Here is a 21409-nt window from a genome sequence, read left to right as displayed (position 1 = left end):
CTGAGCTCGGCGTGTCGAACCAAGGACCGGATCAACCGTTATTCAGACAGTCCCGACACGGTCGTCGGGCACGTGCACGAATACGGTTGCGTCGCGTATGCAGTCGAGGTTGCACCGCCTGGCTTTGTACGAACTGTCTTGTGCAGAAGCGTCCGTGCGGACGCGGCGGTCGGTCAGTGTCCCTGGTTGGCTTGTTCGATCGTATGGAGCCACGGACTTACCGAACACATCAACGGTTTCGTTCGATCCTCAACCACTGTTTGAGCGCGTCTTGGACTTGGATCTCGGTGGGGGGATGGGTACTGCTGTAAGTGCTGCTCCCGGCTTTCCACTTTTCGTTGAGGTGGATCCACGTACCGTCATCGAAGATGCGAACGCGCGCACGATCTCGATTGGGGTACTCCCCATTGATCATGACACCGTCGTAGATGGTCAGTTCGACGTTCCACGCTTTTCGGAATATCCCGTGGTTTTGTTGGACCTTGAGCGCACGCGCAGACTCTGCAAAGTTTGGCGCTAAGTTCGTAAGTTGTTGCTCCAACGCTTGCACGGCAGCCTGTCTCATCTTGAGTGCTCTTGCGTTGCGGTGCTGTTGTTCAAAGTCTTTCGCATTGATGTCGTCTGCCATGTTCATCAGCTCAGTATCCCCGACTTGAGCTGGGAAACATGTCGAGTCGTAGCGGCAATCGACGAGCTTCCGGAGCGACTCATCTCAGTAGTAGTCGTTGTCGTAGGGATCGCGGTGGTACCCGCGTTGGGGTCTGCGGTCGGCGACTCCGCTGGCACCGCCGAGCGCGAACAGGGGAACCATGAACAGCATCACCGCGATGAACGCGCCGATCACCGCGATGAACGCGCCGAACACGACAGCGAGAACGACGAGGTACGCGCCGACACCGATGACGGTGAGAATGTTCGCCACGAAACCCTTCCATCCGGGGTCGTTCTCGCCGAGGTACCGCACGTACCAGATCAGGAATCCGGCACCGGCGACAGCGAGCAGGGGGAGCGGTCCGACGTCGTCGGTGAAGAGCGAGGAGAGCGTCATCTCGTACGTCCGTTTCGTTGAGGACTGCTCTCACCGGTGCGGCGGCGCGGCCCAAGCCTTGATGGATCTATCTCTACCGGTCGCCACCGACAACATTGTCAGTGATCGTGTCAGAACAGGGTCGGTGGTGCTTGGGCGTCGAAGCTGTGGCCCGCGAACGCGGCCCGCAGTCTCGGTTCGTCGTAGCCGTCCTTGAGTGCGTCGCGGATCGCAACGGCGCGCCCGTAGCGTCCGCGCGGATCCCCGCCTGCCGGTGTCGGTCCGATGTGCCGGCCGACGGCAACAGCGTGCGCGAGGTTCGCCGACTGGGTGCCGCGTTTGAGGTGACCGTCGGCCACCCGCACGCACAATGTCTCGTCGCAGTCGTGCTCACCGACGATCCCGTCACCGAGGTCGCCGTATTCGAGCAGAAGAGCGAACCGGTGCGCGGACAACGTGCGTGGTGCGTCGCCGTCGGTGAAGGTAAATCTGCCGTAGCCGTCCGGAAAACTCACCGACCCCCTGAAAAAATGGCAGCTCGGAGTCTTGACCACCTTCGCCCAGAACCTCGCCACGGTCTTCGCAGTCAAAGGCTGCTGCAACGGTCGCCATACCCGGCGAACCTGCTGCGGTGTTACAGCGTCGGTGTCGTCGCCGAACAACGCCAGTTGCATCACCGCGGCGGTCATCGGCTACCCCTGACTCGTCGCGGGCTCGGCGTCAGGGGCGCTGTCGCCGGTCGCGGGTTTACTCGTCGTTGCATCGCCTGTCGACGTCGAGTCACCGGGCTCGTTCAAGGCCGATCCATCACGCGACTCTGCGTTTGCATCCGAGTCGGAGTCCGAGGTGTCGTCGCCGGTGTCCGTGCTCGCCGACGGCGCTGCGGTGTCGGCGAGCAGTGCCAGAAGTTTGCGAGCTTCGCCGGTCGTGATCCCCGCGAGTGTCGCAGCGGCGCTAAGTGTTCCTTCCCGGACCCGGATGTCGTCGAGCGCGCGGGCCATCGCCAGTCGGGCCGCGTCGATCTGGTCAGCGGCCGCGAAGTAGTCCGTCAACGAGCCCATGTTCTTCTCGTCGCGCGCTTTGCGGTCGGCGACGACTTTTTGCTGCGCCGCACGCGCCCGAGCACGCGCAGTCATCCGAGCCTGAGTCGACGCCATGCCGCCCACCCTAACCCCGAACATCCTCGAATTCACAGATCCTGACACAACCTCCCACCAGATCACCGATCGACCACCACCGAAACCCCAGTTCACCGACCCAATCCCACCCGCCATGATTTACCGATCCAAAGCCAAAACCCACCCACACACCTCATGCACTATGGAGCTGCGCGCGTTTTCGCTGGTACAGTCCGCGTTTGTGATGGGTCTGCACAAGCTGACCGCTGGGGACGGGTACGAGTACCTGACCCGGCAGGTTGCGGCTGCCGATTCCACCGAGCGTGGGGCCTCCTCACTGGCTGATTACTACTCCGAAAAAGGCGAGTCACCGGGCCGTTGGGCCGGGGCCGGCCTCGCTGGTCTGGGGTCGGTCGCGGCCGGCCAGCAGGTGTCCGAGGCGCAGATGAAGGCCCTGTTCGGTGAAGGGCTGCACCCGAATGCGGACCTGATGTTCGAGCTGGCGCTCGCCCAAGGGGCGTCCCAGGCCGACGCCGCCCGGTCGGCGAAACTGGGCCGGGCGTTCAAGATCGACTCCGGCGCGACCGCGTATCGGGTGGCGTGCGCGGAGGCGTTCGTGGCGCACAATCTCGCACGCGGGCAGAAGTGGAACGCGGCGATCGACGACGCCGACCGCGCGCGGATCCGCACCGATGTCGGATCGAAGATGTTCGCAAAGGAGTACGGACGCGCGCCGGCGGACGAACGGGAACTGTCCGGGTGGGTAGCGAAGGTCGGACGGCAGAAATCCAGCGCTGTAGCCGGTTTCGACTTGACGTTCACACCGGTGAAATCGGTGTCGGCATTGTGGGCCGTCGCCCCGCGCGAGGTCGCGGAACAGATCGAAGCTGCACACGAGTCCGCGATCGCCGCCGCGGTGACGTACCTGGAGAAGCACGCTTGCTTCACCCGCGTCGGGACCGGGGGAGTGGCGCAGGTCGACGGCAACGGTTTGATTGCCGCACAGTTCACACACCGCGATTCACGCGCGGGTGATCCGAACCTGCACACCCACGTCGCGATCAGCAACAAGGTCGCCGCGACGATGCCTGACGGCACGACCAAGTGGCTCGCACTCGACGGGGCCGCGTTGTACCGCAACAATGTTCCCGCCTCCGAGGTCTACAACACCGTCCTCGAAGCGCAGTTGCGTGAACGCGTCGGCGTCCGGTTCACCGAGCGAGCGTCGACCGATCGCAGCAAGCGTCGGGTCCGCGAGATCGACGGCATGGACGAACGTCTCGCCGAGCGGTGGTCCTCGCGTAGCGCCGCGATCAGACTCCGCACCGCCGAACTTGCGCGCGCCTTCCAGGCCGATCACGGACGTGAACCGACCGCCATCGAAGCGATCTCCCTCGCCCAGCAAGCGACGTTGGAAACCCGTGCTGCCAAGCACGAACCGGTCTCGCACGCCGACCAACGCAGCGGCTGGCGAGCCGAAGCGATCGAGATCCTTGGCTCACAGAAGGCGTTGTCGGAACTGGTCTCCTCGATCACCGCGCACACCGCCGCCGAAGCGAGGACGGACTTCGATCACGCCTGGGTGCGCGAGACCGCCGAACGCTCACTCGACATCGTCTCGCGGAAACGATCACGGTTCCTACGGCACAACATTCGCGCCGAAGTCGTGCGGCAAGTACGCACTTTCGACCCACCGGCCGAGCGCATCGACGCACTCGTCGACGCGGTCACCGACCTCGCGTGCGGGGACGAGTTGTCGATCGACCTCTCCGGTGCCGCCGACACCGACCCCGCGGCCGATATCGCCCCGGATGTGATGCGCCGACGCGACGGTGCCGATGTGCACACCCGCCACGAATCGCAGTTGCTCACCACCGCAGCAGTACTCGACGCCGAAGCGCGCATCGTCGCCCTCGCCGGACGCACCGACGGTATTGCGATCGACGACAAGCACGTCGAGATTGCGTTGCTCGAATCCGCAGCGAACGGTCTCGACCTCAACGCCGGGCAGCGGTCGCTGGTGCGCGCGATGGCGACCTCGGGAGCGAAAGTGCAACTCGCACTCGCGCCCGCAGGCACCGGCAAGACCGCGTCGATGAAAGCGTTGACGACCGCGTGGCAGAACGCCGCCGGCCGTGTCGTCGGGTTCGCGCCGACCGCTGCCGCCGCCGCAGTCTTGCGTCAAGATATCTTGACGACTACCGACACGTTGGCGAAGTTCGTCGACATCACCCAACGCTTACGCGAGGGCCGGTCGGTGAAAGTTCCGCAGTGGTACACCGACATCGGCGAGGACACTCTCGTCATCGTCGACGAAGCGGGCATGACCGGCACCCTCGATCTCGACGAAGCAATCACTGCACTTGTCGAGCGCGGTGCAACGGTGCGGTTGATCGGTGATGATCAACAGCTGGCCTCCGTCGCCTCCGGTGGCGTGCTCCGCGATATCCACGACCGCATCGGTGCGTTGTCGCTCTCGCAGGTCGTCCGGTTCCGAGACCCGGCCGAAGGTGCCGCATCGCTCGCGTTGCGTGACGGCGACGAAGCCGCGATCGGGTTCTACATCGACCACGGACGGGTCCACGTCGGGTCGATTGCGACGGTCACCGACGACGCCTACACCGCGTGGGCGGCCGATCATGCGGCCGGCAAGGACGCGCTCATGCTCGCCCCGACCCGCGAGCTCGTCGCCGAACTCAACACCCGCGCCCGCTCCGACCGCCTCGCCGCCACCGACACGCGTGTCGGCCGGGAGGCTGTCCTCGCCGACGGGCTCGTGGCCAGCGCCGGGGACACCGTCCGCACCCGCTCGAACGACCGCCGCAACCCGCTCTCGCAGACCGACTGGGTCCGCAACGGTGACCGCTGGATCGTCGAGAAGGTCGGCCGGGACGGCTCGCTGCGGGTTCGGCATATCGAACTCGGACGCACCGTCACCCTCGACGCCGACTACGTCCAGAGCGCCACCGAACTCGGCTACGCCGGAACCGTGCACTCCGCGCAGGGCTCGACCGCCGACACCTGCCACGTCGTGGCCACCGGCGACGAAACCCGCCAGCTCGCCTACGTCGGACTCACCCGCGGCAAGCAAGCCAACCACCTGTACTTGGCGACCGCGTCGGACGGCGACATGCACACCGCGATGACCGAACGTGGAATGCTTCCCCCGACCGCGGTCGACGACCTCCGCGAGATTCTGCGGCGCGACGGCGCACAGGTCTCGGCGCACTCCACTCTCGCCGAAGCCGACGATCCGCACCTCAATCTCTCGCCGGCTGCGCGGGCCTACGACTACTCGGTGGCTACCGGCTCCGAAGTGCACCTCGGCCCGGAGGTGATGGCCGCGATCGACGTCGCCGCCGAAGAAGAGGCACCGGGTCTGACCGACGAGCCCGCATGGCCGACCCTGCGCGGACACCTGGCGATCCTCGGTGCACACGGCCGCGATCCCGTCGAGGCCCTGCGCAGTGCTGTCCGTTCGCGCGAACTCGATACCGCCCTCGACCGGGCCGCAGTTCTCGACTGGCGTCTGGACCCGAGCGGCAAGCATTCCTCCGCCTCCGGGCCGCTGCCATGGCTACCTGCCATCCCGACAGCGGTACACGATCTGCCCGAGTGGGGTGCCTACCTCGACGCCCGCGAGGAACTGGTGACGGCGCACTGCGCACGCATCGCCGTCGACGTCGCCACGTGGACACCGACGACTGCACCGGTGTGGGCGCGCCCGCTGCTCACCGACGAACCCGACCTCGAACTGCTCACCGATCTCGCGGTGTTCCGCGCCGCACACGACGTCGACCCGGCCGATCGGCGTCCGACCGGACCCGAGCAGCTCGCCGCCGCATCGGTGAAAGCGCAACGCAGCCTCGACCGCCGCGCCGCCGAAATGATCGACACCGGAAACGATGCCGTCGCCCGGTGGCGTCCGTTCGTCGACGAACTCGACACCCACATCGCCCGCGATCCGTACTTCCCGATGCTCGCCGACCGACTTTCCGCCGCCGCCCGCGCCGGAATCGAAGTCCACACCCTCGTCCGCGACTCCCTCGCCACCTCGCCGCTACCCGACGAGCTGCCCGCTGCCGCACTGTGGTGGCGACTGTCCGGTGAACTCTCCGTCGCCGCGCTCGACGCCGACACCGACGGCGCGGTCCTCGAACCCTCGTGGACGCCGGTACTGACCGAACTGCTCGGCTACACCGCCGCCGTCCGCGTGATGTCCGATGCAGCGTGGCCCTCGCTCGTGGCGACCGTCGACGACGCCGACCCGACCCTGTGGACCCCGGGACAGTTGCTGGGGACCGCGTACGAGTTCCTGCACGGCGGCATCGACCCGGTCGATCACGGTGTCACCCTGCCCGCTCACGAACTCGCGACCGCGCTGACGTGGCGGGCCGAGATGCTGGTGCGCGAGAACCACCTCGCCCGCACCTACACCCCACCCATCGCCGAACCACTCTCGATCGAGGACGAAGAAGCCGTCCCCGTCGTCGACGAGGCGGTCTCCGACACCATCGGCGGCGAGCTGCCCGACGAGTTCGTCATCCCGGCACCACTACCGACCGAGGCTGCTGCGACCGACACCGTCGTCGACGGCTCGACCCCCGCGATCCCGGTCGACGCCGACTACCTCGCCTCCCTCGATGCACTCGACGCCCCTGTCGACTACGACCAGCCGCCACCGCCGGAGTACGACAGCGACTACGACCAGCCACCACCGGAGTACGACAGCGGTTACGAGGACGAGTACACCGGGGTCGACCACGAGGCCGGCGCACCACTCGACATCGCCGCCGACACGGCCGAGGCCGCCACCCCCGACGCCGATGTGTGGGATGCGTTGCGCTCGCAGATCGAGACGATCGAGCTGCCGTACCCGACGGTCACCACCGACGAACGAGTCCGACTGCTCACCGCAGATCTCGACGACGCGAAAGCCAAATACCGGGAGCTACGTGGCCAGCTTTCCGACGGCACCAGCCCCGCACAGTTCCATGCCCGCACGATGCTCGCCGAGCTGCAGGAGCGAGCCGACCGGCAACGCCCCGCCCGCATTGCCATGCTCGACACCCGCCAGGAGTGGACCGACCGCGAGTTCGAGGCCGAAGCGCTCTGGCATCACATCGACACCGTCATCCGGCCCGCCGTGGCCGCCGACGTCGCGGCTGCCGGGGACGACGACGATGCACGCGCCCTCGCGCAGCGCGGCCTCGACTGGGAAATCTGGCGCGCCGGATTCGTCGACGACACCGCGACCGCCGCCCGCACCCGCGCACACGAAGCCGCCGCCGAATACGAGCGCGTCACCGCCGCCGACGGGGGAGAAGTCACCGCCGTCGACGTCACCACCGCACGCCTGGCGGCCGAGAGTATCGACCTCGCAACTCTCGCCGAGCTCAAGGCCGACGTCGACCGCACCGAAGCGATGCTGTGGCGGGCCGAACAGGCAGCGCAGCGTGCAGCGATGACCGACACTCTGACCTTGACGCCGCACGTGCAGCCCTCCGTTGAGGCTGTCGACGCACCAGCAGCCGACGCAGTCGAGCAGCTCGAGCAGACGGCCCCGACCGAGCTGGCAGTAGAGGACGCCACCGAGCCTGCACCCGAGCCGCAGCCGGTGCTCTCACTGGCCGATGCCACTCTGCTCGCGAAGATGGAACGAGACCCGATCAGGCTCGTACCGGACGCCGAGCTGGCCGCGTTCGTCGACCGCGCCGGACGCGACCGCACCGAACCCACCGTCGTCCCCGACACCGAGAAGTTGTACGCCCGACTCGACGAGCAAGCCGCCGCGATCGCAGCAGCCCGCGAGATCGAGACCGAACTACGCCGCGTCACCGCTCAGTACGAGGCCGCACGCACCGAACACGCGACGCTCACCGAGCAGCTGTCGACCGCGAAGAGACGTGAGCGCAAGAGCATCGAACCCGCCGTCGACGACGCACGACTACGGGAAGAACGCCTAGCCCGCCAAACCCGCGACACCCAACGTGCCGCCCGCGACGCCTCCGGCCGGGTGGGTGCGGAGACCGGCGAATGGCCTGCGATCGTTCAACGCGCGACCGATCCGGATCGGCGCTCCGCTGACCTCTCCGCCGCAACCGTGTTCGATACCGCCATCACCGAACATGCTCGCCGCCGCCGACAGAAGCTCACAGCACCCCAACGTGCAGCGATCGAGCAGCGACTACGCCGCGAAACCGACGTCACTCCTGAGGCCATCAACGACGCTCCACCAGTCGAAGGAATCACCGATCAACGACGCGACACCGAAGTTCTGCGAGATGCCGAGCGCCAGGATGCTGCACGTGCACGTTCTCTCGCCAGTGCCCCGTCAGCGTCGAATCGACAGCCAACGACGGATGCCGCCACGCGCAGACAAACCCCACAGGACATCGACCCGAATCGGGGGATCGATCTCGACCACGGCCTGTAACGAGCCTCCACGGACAGACGCGCGCTCAGTCGCTCAGTTCGGGATGTGGGGCGGGCTCGTGTAAGTACTCGATCAGCTCTTCATGGCGTTCCGATGTTCGGCCGAAAACCGGCGTGTCACGGAAGTACTCCAGACCCTTAACGATCGAGTGATCGGTTGTCTCGGGACCGAACTGGGCCAAGGCAAGCTGTGTGCGCGCCATCATGATGTCCAGTTCTCTACCCTCAGCTGTGGCGTCGTCATCGAGTTGCCGGATCGTCCGTCGTGCTACGAGCAGGCTGTCTTGGCGACCGGTGAGGAAGTCGAACCATGCTCCGGTCAGATCCCCGGCGTTCGCGGCTCCTTCGACGCTGCCGCCCATGTTGTTCCACGGCGGGATCTTGCCGAATGCCTTCTGGTGGCCCTTGATCAGCTGCCCTTCCGCAGTTTTCGCGTAGCCCTCCGTGGCATCGTCCGCGGCATCCGATTGAACGATGATGCTGTAGCCCAATCGTTCGTGGGTTTCGAACCATGCGTCGACTTCCTTCGCTTTGTTCCCTTTACCAGGGGTGCCCTTCAACCCGTTGTGATTGGCAAACCGGTCGGGGAGGTTCTTGGCCAACCCCAGGTAAAGCGCGTCGTGGGTGTCTGGGTCCCAGAAGCAGTAGATCCCGGCGGTATTCCAACCCCCGCAGAGAAACGCTCGCAGGACTTTTCGCATATCTTTGCGTTCGTCGTTGGAGTACACGTCTCTAATGATCGTTGCGAGAGCCATCCGTCGACCGTACGACGCTGCCACCCACGTGAAGGCAGAACGAGGAATCGTCCCAAATCTTGCACAGCCGGGCCGGTCCAGGCTCGTCAACGCCGGTCCGTCCAAGTGCGTGGCAACATGTGGGCATGGTGACACTTGAGCCGAGCATTGCCCTGTTTACGTGTGAAAACGCGATCAGACGTCTCATGAGCACTGTCTTCTCAGAAACGTACGGTCCCAACTGGATCGAGAAGGTAACGACCGAGAAGCAGCGCGCGAATTGGCCAGAACGAGTAGAGGCCGAAGCGAACACCCGAGAGCCTCGCGGCGTCGCCGAAACCGACGGGCCGGGGCTCACCTACGCAAACTTCTCCGACTTGTTGGCGATCGCTAAATTATTTTGGGCGGATCTATCGCCGGCCCTCAACAAGCAAGCCGACACCTTGCCGCTACTGCAGCGGTTCGAGCAACTGAGAAACTCCATCGCTCACGGACGGCTTCTGCTGACGTTCGAGCGCGAACTCCTGTCCGGCATCGCCGGTCAAATACGAAACCAGGTGACGTTGTACATGAGCAGCCAAGATCCCGTCGGAGAAATTTACCCGCGCATCGAATCTGTGGTGGACTGCTTCGGCCACACGCTCACCGGCCAGGGCGTGCCGATCGGGGAACTATTCGATAGGAAGGTGACCGAGAAGGTCCTCTTCCCAGGGGACCGGGTTCAGTTCACGGTAATCGGTTTCGACGCCCACGATCGGCCTCTCGAATGGTGGTTCACCACCCCGGCAAGCCTACGAGTGACGGGTCATTCCACGAGCGGAAAGGAAGCCGAACTCGAATGGCAGGTTGCAGAGGGCGACGTGGGCGAGGCGGTTGACATAGACATTCACATGCGCGCCCAGGGCTCTAAGTACCAGCGTTGGCACGGATTCGACCATCGGGCCTACTTCCGATACATGGTCCGTCCCCCCGTGGATTACGGCCCGGCGTAAAGGTTCTGGCGCATTCCGTGGCCGGATACGAGGCCATGTGATTGCTGATGCGGGACCGCGTTAGCTATTTTTCAGATGAGAGGACACTGTGCTGACTAGGACGTCTCGAAGCTTGTAATCGAGCGATTCGCGATACCCGGAATGATGCAGAGTCGCCTCGAACTGGGTGTCTGCTCCGAATCCGCCCGATGGACGTAGAAGCTCGGACTCGTCCATGGATTTCGGAGACTTGAAACGGGCGGTAATCCCCGCGTCGGGCTGTGCTCGTAGGTCGTAGACCTGACAATCCGTACCCACCGCATAGAATTCTGGCTCTTGGTCTCCATTCGGCGTCAGGTGCAGTGACCAGCCCTGGACGCCGATCTTCGTAATGGAGCCGTACTTATATCTGTGCTGACCGGGGGGCACGCCGAGTTTCGTCATCGCGCGGATGAACTCCTCTATGTCTGCGCGCGTGCGGCTCATAGCGTTTGCTCTCGACAATTCGTGCGAACCGTTACGGTTCTCTCCATCGCGCTTCAGATTCTGCGCCTCGTCCATGAGTCCCATGTCACGCATCATCCCACCACGCGCAACAAAGTGCCCCTACTGTTATCCAGCGGCCAAAGCTGGGGCTGATGACTCGCCGGACCGCTGGTAGGCCCGGCGAGCCAGTCACCTGTTATTCCAGTTGGGGCCCTATGTCGCGAGTGGGACCGTTTGGATCCGGAGGCGGGCGTCGCCGATCGGGGGCCGGTCGATCGGTGCCGGGTGCCCGGTGTTCGGGTGGTGCGGACAGTCCGCGCCGGGGGCGGTCCAGGTCGACCGCATCGACACTCGACGACGATGAACTGCGCTGCAACGCTTCGACTTCGGCCTGGCGCATCATCGCGCGGACGTTGTCGGCGCTGCCCATTCCGAGCTGTTCGACGTACGCCGGGGTGGGGTTGAGCATCAGCGACCACCCCGGTTGCCGTCCCTTCGCTGCTGCGCGTTCGGCACGGGCAGCGTCGCGGGCGAGGGCTTCGGGACTCGTTTCTGCCTCCTTGATCTCGCGCCGTAGCCGGGCGACTTCGTTCGAGAGATCCTTCAGCTGTAGCGCTTTCGGGAAGTCGGACAGCTCGACCAGTTCGAGGTCGTCGAGGCGTTGCTCGTCTCGATCGAGTGAGCGTTCGGCTTTCGCCAGGTCCGTGTCGACGGTGTACGCCATGTTCTCCACCCGCGTGAGCAGACCGAACGAGTGTTGGCTGCGGTCCCCGTCCCCGATCCTCGGATACAGGTCATGCGCTTCGATCACCTTCGTCGACGACCCGAGACCGGAGAACGACAGATACAGCGCACTGGCCTGGGCGGGGCGAGAGGCCTCGATCGGGAATCCGCTCATCTCCGCGATCACCATCGACTTGGTCAACCCTTCGCCCTTGAGGGCCTGGTAGGTGCCCTGCAACGCTATGGCCATCGCATTCGCGGCATCGCTGCGTTTGTCGTAGAACACCCCGCGGATGGTCATACCGGGCCACTGCTCGACCTCGCGCCGGCCTTTGAGGATCGGTGCTGCTTCGGTCAATTGGGCGACCCGCTGGCGTCCCCGCGGTACTTCACGGCGCAACCGGTCGCGGTCGCGTTCGATGGAGCGTTGCTCGGCGAAATGCGAATCCGCTTCGGACTGGAGCTCCTGGAGCTGGGAGTCGAGTTCGATCTGTTGGATGTACCGATCATCGCCGGTGGCGAGGGCCTTGGTCATGGCCGAGTTCTCGGCGAGCGAGTCGCTGTCGAGTTCGACCACGCGCCGCATCGACCGGTCCGCTTTCTTGAGCTGTTCGATGAAGTGTGCCTTGCGGTGCACGGTCTGCCACATGACGGTGTCGAAGGTCTTCTCGGCGACGTAGTTGAATACCTTGACATGGGCGTTCTGGTTGCCCTGCCGGATGATTCGGCCCTCGCGCTGTTCGAGGTCGGCCGGTCGCCACGGCACATCGACGTGGTGCAGCGCGATTGCCCGGTCCTGAATGTTGGTGCCGGTGCCCATCTTCTCGGTGGACCCGAACACCACCGATACCCGTCCGGTGCGGCACATCTCGAACAGGCGGGCCTTTTCCGACGGCTTCGGGTAGTCGTGGACGTAGGCGATCTGCGTGGGCTCCATTCCGCCGGCGAGCAATTCCTCGCGGATCCCGTCGTAGATCGACCACGACCCGTCGGCTTTCGGGGTGGATCGGTCGCAGAACACGATCTGCAACGCACCCGGTGTCGGGTGCGGTTCGCCGGAGGCATCGAGGTAGGTGTTCTCGCTCGATTCGTTGTGTACCTGCAGGATTCGTTGCGCGACGATGTGCGCGCGCGAATGCTCCGGCGGTGCCGGGTCCATGTGCGCGACCCTCGGGTCGAGGGTGGCGTTGCGGCCGTCGTTGGCGACCTTGAGGGCGTTGTCGAGATCAGGACGTTTGACGTCGGCGTGATCGGCCCGGTAGCCCAGATCGGCGATGAAGTCCTGCACCTCGAGGGCTGGAGTGAAGGTGACGTCGGTGTTGCGGCCACCGTCCTTGACCGGCAGGTTCGCCGGCACCTGATCGCGGGTGACGGCGTCGGTGTAGACGCTGGTCATACCGATGAGATCGCCGACGTTGGTGAATTCACCGACTCGGGTGATGGCCCGCAGTCTCGATCCGGACGAGTTCAGCTCGACCCGTTCGACGGTGTCGGTGAACGTCGCTCCCCAGTCGTTGATCGAGGCGACCCCGGCGTCCTCGAGGAGATCCGGACGCAGGTAGTGCTGCATCACCCACAGCTCGGCGAGGGAGTTCGCGACCGGGGTGCCGGTGGCGAACGTGGCGACACGTTCGACGTACTCCTCCGGCGGGATGCCTTTGGTGATCGCTTCCTCGCGGCGCATCGACCGCAGATAGTTCAGCTTGAGGTCCATGTCGGTGGCGCGGTGCGAGCCGTCGTTGGCGAGCTCGGTGACCCCGGACGCGCGGGCGAGGTTCTTGAACTCGTGGGCTTCGTCGACGAACAGGTAGTCGCAGCCCGACGCCTCGAACGTCAGACCGCGATCCTTTCCGGCCTGTTCGAGAGCGGTCTCGAGTTTTTCCTCGAGCTTGGCCTTCATCGCTTCGAGTCGTTTCTTGGTCTGGCGGCCTTCGACATCGCCCAGATCCGCGTCGATGGCCTGGACCTGGCCGCGGATGTACTCGGCTTTCGTGCCGGGATCGACCCCGATGGAGGAGAACGCCGACCGCGGCACGATGACCATGTCCCAGTCCTGCGAGGCGGACTGTGCGACGAGCAATCGGCGCCCTTCGGCGTCGGTGGCCGCCGATCCGGAGAGGATCCGCGCGCCGGGATACCACTGCCCGGCTTCGCGGACGACCTGGTCGATGATGTGGTTGGGTACCACGACCCACGGCTTGTCCGCCAACCCGAGGCGCTTGAGCTCCATCGCGCCCATCAAGATGGTGCCGGTCTTGCCGGCCCCGACGACGTGATCGAGCAGCACCGTCGGCTCGGAGACGATCCGGGCCGCGGCGTCGCGTTGGTACGGGTACGGCGAGTACTTCTCACCCAGTCCGGGGAAGGCCATGTGCGCACCCGAATGCACGGGCGCGACAAGGGAGTTGAACTTGTCGTTGTAGATGTCGAGGAGCTGTTCGCGGCGCACCTCGTCGGAGTGCAACGCCCACTGCCCGAACTCTTGCGAGAGCCGCCGCGCCTTCGACTGGGCGGCGCGGGTCGCGGCATCGTGAATGCCCGGTGCCCCGGCGTTCTCGCGGAACTCCTTGGAGGTGGCGATCTCGATCGGGTCGCTGTTGAGCAGGTCGGTGAGTAGTTCCTGCCACTCGTAGTCACCGGATCGCATTCCGGCGTTGCCGATACCGCGGTCCTCGGCGGGCCGGTGCTCGAAGTTGTACTTCGTCGACCACGATCCACGTTTGGGCACCAGGCCCCACTTGAGGTGCTGCTCGCCGACACCGGGGTAGGCCTCCACCGACACCGACCAGCGCCCCGATGCCCGCTCGATGGTGACCGGAACGTCTGCCGGTACCTCGAAGGTCTCGCGGACGAACTGGGTGTAGGTCTCGATCGGCACCCACGGGGCACCGAGCGCGACATCGACATCGGTCTTGCGCGGCGGGATGACCGCGGTCAAGGCGTCGACGTTGGCTTGGTAGCGGGGATCGAGCGCGGCGATCTCTTCGGCGTCGACGAGTTTGGTGCGGACGTTGCCCGACAGATACGTCGACGAGGATACCCACCGTGTCGGATCGGTCAGAGTCCGGAAAGCACGTCCTTCCATCTGGGTCTCGGCCTGCTCGACGGTGGTCCCGAGCAGCTCGGCGATCCGCCCGACGTCGAGGCGGGCTTGCTCGTCGAGGCTGATGGCCATCGCCTCGTCGACCGTCTCGGCGTGGCTGCGCAGCTCACGCGAATACAGAACGTCGGTGTGGAAGATCGCCGCCTTGCGGGCGGTCATGGTCTCCTCGTCGAAGTGCTCGAGGGAAAGCACCGCAGCGAACGTCGGATCGGTGCGCAGCGCCTTGCCGAGATGGCTCTGCAGCTTGGTGGGCTGGCGCGGATTGATCCACGCATCGTCGGACAGCCGGTCGTAGACGTCTTCGGGAATCTCCCCGGCGTACGGATCTCCGGCGACGCCTTCGTCCTTACGCCAGGTGTCAATCAGCTTCGCCAGAGCGGCGTCGTGCTGGGTTTCGCTGAGGTCCTTGGGTATCGACATCTTGAACCGGTTGATCGGACCGTAGCGGGCAACGTAGGCGTCGTACTGCTCACCCAGGATCTCCCGCAGCGCTTGCCGCTGACTGGGGTCGGTGGGGCCACGTTGCGCGTCGATCAAGGCGTGGGTGGTGTCGCGCAGCGCGAGCAGCTCGCCCCATTCGGCGACCTGCTTGGCCCCGCGAGTGTTCACCGGCTCCCAGTCGCGCGAATTCCAACCTTCGATGGTCTCCATCTGCGCGTCGTGCCGCAGCGTTCCCACCGCGAGCTCGTCCTGCGCCGGGCCGTTCCCGATCGCCAGCAATCCGCGCTCGAAGTCCTCCCGGGTGGGCCCGAGGGTGTCGCGCCACGATGCGGTGAGCCCGAGACCGTCGGTCTTCGCGACATCGACGATCGCGATGAGTCGATCCTCGACCAGGGAAGCAAGGTCGACGTCGCTGTCGGGGGCGTCGACGGACAGCGTCTCGTTGCCGTACATCCCGTGTCCGACCCGCAGCTCACCGAGCACCCATTCGGGGTGATCGGTGTAAACGGCATTGATCGGCACGCCCTTGTCCTCGCCGGCATCGTCGAGAGCGGTCGCGTTCTCGAGCTGCAAGAACCGCTCGGTCAACGGTGCAGGCTTCACCCCGTCGGCGCGGCGACGCAACACGAGAATGTCGGTGACGACCTCCGTCCCGGCGACGCGCCGGAATGCGTTGGACGGCAATCTCACTGCGCCGACGAGGTCGCCGAGGGCGGCGATGTCGCGGCGGGCTCGCTGGTTCTGGGCGTCGAGGGTGTAGCGGGAGGTCAGGACGGTGACGTACCCGCCGGGTGCGGTCATCGCCAACGATTTGACGATGAAGTGGTTGTGGATCGAGTGCTTGGCCTGGTTGTGGACCGGGTCGTAGAGCCGGTAGTCCCCGAACGGGACGTTGCCGATCGCCGCGGTGAACGATGACGCCGGTGCGGTGGTCTTCTCGAATCCTTCGGCGCGGATCTGCGCCGACGGATTCAACGCCGCGGCGATCGCGGCAGTGGTGGCGTCGAGCTCCACCCCGACCATCTGCGCGGAGCTGGGGGCGTGAGCGATGAATGTTCCCGACCCGCAACCCGGTTCGAGAACCCGGCCGCCGGTGAACCCGGCCCGCATCGTTGCCTTCCACATCGCCGCGGCAATAGCGGGGTCGGTGTAGTGAGCGTTGAGAATGGTCCGCTGCGCCTGCGCCCAGGCGGTGTCGTCGAGTAGCGCGCGGACCTGCCCGCGTTCAGTAGTCCAATCGTCGCGGCGCGGGTCGAACACCTGCGGCGTTGCACCCCAACTCGACCACCGGGCCAACACTGCTTGCTCGTCGGCTGTGGCGTAGCGATCCTGCGCGGTCACCGCCGCCAGCACCCGCAGGGCCTCGATGTTCGCTGCCACACGGGCTTTCGCTCCAGAGGGCACCAGGATGTCGGTGCCGGGCCGGAAGTCTACGGGCTCGACATTCCACAGACGTTCGGCGACCGTCTGAGTATCGACCACCATCCCTTCAGTGGTGTCCGGGACTGCGATCTCCGGGGAGACGGGGACAGTCTCGGATACCGGCGCAGTCGTCTCCGGCATCGGTTGGGCTGTGGGGGAGTCGATCCCGACGCTGGGTGGGGGAGTGCTCTGCGCGGGGAGGAGTTGGTCGACGCGGCGACCGTCGACGGCGATCAGGTGCCGACTCTGGTTGCCGTAGCTCACCGCTGCAGCGTGATCGTCGGGCCCGAGGGTCTTCTGATTCTCTTCCGGAATCAGCGACACATCGCCCGCGCGCCGCAGCTCCATCAGTGCGCCGGTGACCTGGTCGGCGGTCAGCGTCCCGTCGAGGTCGGCGCGGATCCGCGCCAGCCGCACATATGCCTCGTCCTCACGTGCCAGCCGGCCGTAGGCATCGCGCACCAGCTCCGTCGGCGACGGAGCTGGCACCGGCGGCAGTGCCGGGACGTCGACGGCGACGTCCGGGGCGACCTCCGGTGCGGGCTGGAGCTCGCGCGCCTGCCGGGATGCGGCGTCGGCGGCGAGGATCTCGGGATCGACCGGTGCCGGGAGTGGTGTGCCGCCGATCTCGGTGCCGGCCGGGTCGATCGGTGCGGCCCCGTCGGCGTCGAACGAGAACAGATCCAGTTGGGCGTCGGATTCGCTGCGGCGGGTTACTTTCCGGTTGCCGCGTGCTCGGCCACTCTCTCGTCGAGCTGGCTGGTGAACGATGGATACAGCGGGTGGCTCTGCGATGTCGGGTAGGGCTCGTTGTCCTCGATCCTCGCCGCTATCAGATGCGCTGCGTAGTAGAGGAACTGCACCGGTCGGCCCTTCCACAGTTGATCGGTCAGCCGGTCCGCTTCCTTGTCCGGGTCCGCGCAGTTGAGCGGGTTGCGCCACCGCTCCGGATCGCTCTTGTGGACCTGAATCCGCGCCTGATCCCGTTCCGCTTCCGCTTCCGGGCTCTCCTGGTCCGGTGGGTAGGCCTCCATCTCCGGCGGGAGCTGGCCGTAGATCTCCTCGTTGATCACGAAGTCCGTCGCCTGCGCCCACGCCTGGTTGATCATCCCGACCTTCTCCATGTACGGGGGCGGCTGGCCGTTGTCCCGCATGTAGCGTTGCAGCACTTGCTGTTCCATGACGATCTTCATGTTGTCGATCCGCTCCGCGATCCGCTCGCTCTCGGTCTCGAGGAACGCCTGCTGATCGGTCGGGCTCAGCTCCTGCGGCAGCCCCTGGTGCTCCAAGTAGAGCTTCATTATGTCCTGCGTTATCGGGTCGATCATGGGTGTCACTGTCCTCTGTCTCGGCGAACAAATCGAGTTGGAAATCGTCGGAATCTTTGGCCACGGTGTGCGCTCCTGAAGTCGGGCGAGACGTCTGTGCGACCCGCACTGCCCGGGACCGGGCAGGGATCGTTAACGTCGTCGTCGGCCGGAGACGCACTCTCCGGCTGCATCGGACCTGGTGGGTCTAGCCGGACCCACCAGGTCCCTTCGGTCGATCGAATCGGTAGTTGTGTCAGGCTCCACCCGAATCGTCAAGATATGGTGACGATTCGGGTGGAGCATCAGTCGAGCCCGTCGAACCAGCCCGCTGGGGGCAGAGTCAACGTTCGCCGTAGCGGCGGGGTCGTGACGTGCTTGTCTCTGCTGCACAGATACATCGGGCCACCGTCCGGATCGAGCAGTACGCGCAGCATCGGGTCGGCATCGTGAATCCACCAGGCACTCGGAGCCCCGAGATTCTCGCTCGCCTCTGCGCCCTCCCACGCCAGCCACAGATCACGCAGGCGTCGCACCACTTCGTCGTGTCGCCACCACTCGGGACAGAACACCCGGCCGCTCTTACCGGCGGTGCCGCTGAGCTTGCGGGTGATCAGAGTCGCGAACCAGGTGTCGAACCAGTCGAACATCGACTCGTACTGCCGCTCCGGTGCCGGCGGCTCCTCGTCCGGGCCGCCCTCCGCGGGGCCGCCCTCTGCCGGGTCGAAGTCGTCGAATGCGGTCACAGGCTCCGCCGGGTCGAGGTCGTCGAATGCGGTCACAGGAACGGCTCCTCGTCGATCTCGGTGACCTCGTCGAGGTCGACTGCATCCTCGTCGAGGAGAATCTGTGCCTTCTCAGGGATTCCGTATCGCTCGCCAGAGGCGGTGATGGCGTCGGCGTTCGGGCCGTCGGACCAGTACAGCTTTTTCATCAGCACCGGCCGGTTACCCGAAATCTGCACCAAGGCTCGGGTTTTCGGGATCGCGGCAAGGTCGTCGACGGTCATGATCGGTTCCTTCGACCAGGACTGCGACTTCGAGGTCGAGCCGCTGTCGAACATGCCGCCGCCCCGTGAGGCCGACCAGCGTTCGACGTCGTGATCACCGACGAGCGCGGACAAATCCGACAGGGTGGTCTTGTCCTTGATTCCGCCGCCGTACCAGAGGAAATTCGCGGCATCCTGGAGTTGCTTGACCCCGTCCTGGCCCCACACCTTCTGGGCCTGGGAGAGGTTCTGCACGATCGTCATCAGGCAGATCCCCTGCGAGCCGAGGTGGGAGTACCAGGCGGGGAGCTCGGGGAGACGGCAGACGTTCGCGGCTTCGTCGAGGATGCACAGCATCGGCACCGGCATCCGTCCGCGCGGGCTGCGGCGAGCGGTGCGCTGAGCGGCGTCGATGATCGACCCGATCAACGCCGTGGTCAGCGCCGACGACGAGTCCGGCCCTTCCTTCGACAAGGCGTAGAGCGTGTCGGTGCTGGTTACGAACTTCTCGATCACGAACTCGCGCATCGAATGCGGGTATCGCACGCCCCTACCGATGTCGGTGTCGCGGACCGCGCCGAGCGAGACGTCCACACGCTCGGGTGGGAGCACGCTCATCACGTAGGTCTGTTCCTCGAGCAGACCGATGAACCGGCGAGCCATGTCGTACAGGCCATCTCGTTGGCGCGGGTTGAGTCCGCGCACCGATTGCAGCCGCATCGCGACGATCTGGTGGTTGTGTTCCTCGAGGATCTTCTGGGGGAGTTCGTTCTCCTCGTCGGAGAGCCACCCGTAGACGTGCAGCAGATCGCCGCCCGCACACGATGCCGCCAGCATCATCTGCGCGAGCAGTTCCTGTGCACCCCCGTCGAAGTACGCATCGACGCGAGCCGAATCGTCCTTCGATGCGGCCGCGAAGTAGGAGGCGAGCTTGCGGGCCGCGACGATGGAGGTAACTCCGCGCAGCGGATTCCACCAGAACCCGTCACCGCCGGTGCGGGGGCCTTCGGCGATCCCCTGCAGGTCGTAGCGCCACACCGTGCCGAGCTCCTCGCGAACGCCGCGGGTGAGGTCGTGGCCGTCACGTTTGTTGGAGGTGAACATTGCCGCGCCCGGTGCGGTGCACAGGGCGTCGATCGCCATCGCGGCCGTTTTACCCATGCGAGGTCCGGCCAGGGCGAACATCATGTCCTCCCAGGACATGTACACCTTCTGGTTGCCTTGGACCGTGCGGCCGACGATGACTCCGATGTCGGCGTCGTCGAGGGTGTCGCGGTCGGCCAGATCCGAACGCAGCGATTTCGCGCGATCACGGGCCTGCTTGCCCGTCACCCCGGTCAGCTTCGATGTCGACCCCATCAGACGGGCCTTGGCGTCGACGTCGTTCTTGCCGCCGCGTGACGCCCGAGCGGCCGTAGCGACGCCGGCGAGACCGGAGCCGATGATCACCGCCATCACGAAGATCACTGTCGACACCGTCGGCCACGTCAGCTTCCCGCCGGCCACGGAGAACAGTGCCTGAAACGGGTTCCCGGGGATCGACTCACCGGTGTCGGTGAACGCGTGCCCGAGCCGGAGCGATCCGTATCCGAGGGCGATCAGCACGATCACCAGCGATATCGCGATTAACGGGACCATTGACGACTGTGTGCCGGCCCCCTTGGCGGTCGGCCTTTTGGTCACCATGTGTCCACACCACCTTCGACAACTGTGTCGACGCCGCGGTCGATCTCGATGACCTGCGCGACCCGATCGGTGATGTCGACGACCGAACCCGACGACTGTTCCTGGCGCGGTGTCTCCCGCAGAAGGTCGACCAGTCTCAGGGGTTCGACGTCGGCCGAGGTGGAGGACACATCGAGTGTGTGCTCGGCAATATCGTCGAAGTCGAGGCCGTCGAGGTCGGCCGGTAGCTCCAGGACGTCCAGTGACAGACCCGGACGAAGTACGGCGTCATCGACACCGTTGTCGACAAGCCGCTGCCGCCACGCATCCTCGTGGACTGCCGTGCGATCGGCCGTGGCATCGGCCCAGTCCTGTTGGACGGGGTCGGTGAAGGTCTGGCCGGCGATCAGCTCGTGCGCGACACCGGTCGCGGCGAGATACGCCGCCGCCCGCACAAGTGAGACGTCGGTATCGAGTAGACCGAACGCGCGACTGTCGCTGCGCGGCTCGTAGGAGTGCGAGCGCGCGCGATTTTCCTCGCGGCGGGTGTGCGCCCGGTCGGGCAGGCTGCGGCGTCGAGCGGCCGCCAGAGCTGCACGGCGACCGCGTTCGTAGGCGGCGGCAGCGATCTGTGAGCGGCGCTGCAACTCGGCGGTCGAGACAGTGCCGGTGGTCATCGACGGTCACCGCCGCCGGCATGGAACTGGATTGTAAATGAGCTCGTGGAGAGCGAGCGCGAATTAGACATGGAGGGCCTTCACTGGGAGCGTCGGCCAGCCCACAGCACGAAGACACCGATACCCGAAGGCGGTGCGGTGCAGCGCTGTTGCTGGATGGACGCTCGACCGTGACCCTCATCGACGGTCGAACAGCTTCACCATAACGCATGACGCGGGTCTCTGGCAGCCTCCGTCTGGCTCGGGGAGCGTCAATAGGGCTCTTCCCAGATGACGGTGTAGGTCGGCCGGGCGCGTCGGTCCGCAGATAGA

General features: G+C 65.5%; 13 protein-coding genes. 2 read left to right on the top strand and 11 right to left on the bottom strand.

Annotation, left to right across the window (positions count from 1 at the left end):
- Positions 1-229: 229 nt before the first annotated feature.
- From QM590_RS24595 to QM590_RS24580, 4 genes are all read right to left on the bottom strand, one after another.
- Positions 230-634, bottom strand: coding sequence for a hypothetical protein (locus QM590_RS24595; RefSeq protein ID WP_269596713.1), 405 nt, complete (start codon positions 632-634; stop codon positions 230-232).
- A gap of 78 nt (positions 635-712) precedes the next feature.
- Positions 713-1048, bottom strand: a complete 336-nt coding sequence (locus QM590_RS24590) for a hypothetical protein (RefSeq protein ID WP_269596714.1) — start codon at positions 1046-1048, stop codon at positions 713-715.
- Positions 1049-1158: 110 nt separating this feature from the next.
- On the bottom strand, positions 1159-1716 hold the full coding sequence (locus QM590_RS24585) for a hypothetical protein (RefSeq protein ID WP_269596715.1): 558 nt from the start codon (positions 1714-1716) through the stop codon (positions 1159-1161).
- A 3-nt stretch (positions 1717-1719) separates the two neighbouring features.
- Positions 1720-2184 (bottom strand): hypothetical protein, encoded by a 465-nt coding sequence (locus tag QM590_RS24580; RefSeq protein WP_269596716.1) that lies wholly within the window; start codon positions 2182-2184, stop codon positions 1720-1722.
- Between the two features lie 205 nt (positions 2185-2389).
- Here QM590_RS24580 and mobF point away from each other — a divergent pair, with 205 nt between their 5' ends.
- Positions 2390-8581: a MobF family relaxase gene (mobF, locus tag QM590_RS24575; RefSeq protein ID WP_243597180.1), complete on the top strand. Its 6192-nt coding sequence runs from the start codon at positions 2390-2392 to the stop codon at positions 8579-8581.
- Between the two features lie 25 nt (positions 8582-8606).
- Here the strand turns inward: mobF and QM590_RS24570 are convergent, their stop codons facing one another.
- Positions 8607-9335 (bottom strand): GIY-YIG nuclease family protein, encoded by a 729-nt coding sequence (locus QM590_RS24570; RefSeq protein WP_243597181.1) that lies wholly within the window; start codon positions 9333-9335, stop codon positions 8607-8609.
- 125 nt (positions 9336-9460) lie between these two features.
- Here QM590_RS24570 and QM590_RS24565 point away from each other — a divergent pair, with 125 nt between their 5' ends.
- Positions 9461-10306: a hypothetical protein gene (locus tag QM590_RS24565; protein ID WP_243597182.1), complete on the top strand. Its 846-nt coding sequence runs from the start codon at positions 9461-9463 to the stop codon at positions 10304-10306.
- A gap of 60 nt (positions 10307-10366) precedes the next feature.
- Here the strand turns inward: QM590_RS24565 and QM590_RS24560 are convergent, their stop codons facing one another.
- The 6 genes from QM590_RS24560 to QM590_RS24535 all read right to left on the bottom strand — a co-directional run bounded on the left by QM590_RS24560 (position 10367) and on the right by QM590_RS24535 (position 21097).
- On the bottom strand, positions 10367-10855 hold the full coding sequence (locus tag QM590_RS24560; RefSeq protein WP_243597183.1) for a hypothetical protein: 489 nt from the start codon (positions 10853-10855) through the stop codon (positions 10367-10369).
- A 112-nt stretch (positions 10856-10967) separates the two neighbouring features.
- Entirely contained in the window at positions 10968-16523 is a 5556-nt protein-coding gene (locus tag QM590_RS24555; RefSeq protein WP_502942423.1) for a helicase-like domain-containing protein, read from the bottom strand.
- Positions 16524-17173: 650 nt separating this feature from the next.
- On the bottom strand, positions 17174-17788 hold the full coding sequence (locus QM590_RS24550) for a hypothetical protein (RefSeq protein WP_243597184.1): 615 nt from the start codon (positions 17786-17788) through the stop codon (positions 17174-17176).
- 284 nt (positions 17789-18072) lie between these two features.
- Entirely contained in the window at positions 18073-18549 is a 477-nt protein-coding gene (locus tag QM590_RS24545) for a DUF4913 domain-containing protein (protein WP_243597185.1), read from the bottom strand.
- Entirely contained in the window at positions 18546-20393 is a 1848-nt protein-coding gene (locus tag QM590_RS24540) for a type IV secretory system conjugative DNA transfer family protein (RefSeq protein ID WP_243597186.1), read from the bottom strand. Before QM590_RS24540 ends, QM590_RS24545 begins: the two co-directional genes overlap by 4 nt.
- A 41-nt stretch (positions 20394-20434) precedes the next feature.
- Positions 20435-21097, bottom strand: coding sequence for a TraI DNA relaxase (locus QM590_RS24535; protein ID WP_243597187.1), 663 nt, complete (start codon positions 21095-21097; stop codon positions 20435-20437).
- Positions 21098-21409: the final 312 nt, after the last annotated feature.

Source organism: Rhodococcus sp. IEGM 1372, assembly GCF_030056835.1.
In the GTDB taxonomy this organism is placed as follows: domain Bacteria; phylum Actinomycetota; class Actinomycetes; order Mycobacteriales; family Mycobacteriaceae; genus Rhodococcoides.
Note: the sequence above shows the minus strand (reverse complement) of the source record. Positions and strands in the feature narration are given on the sequence as shown.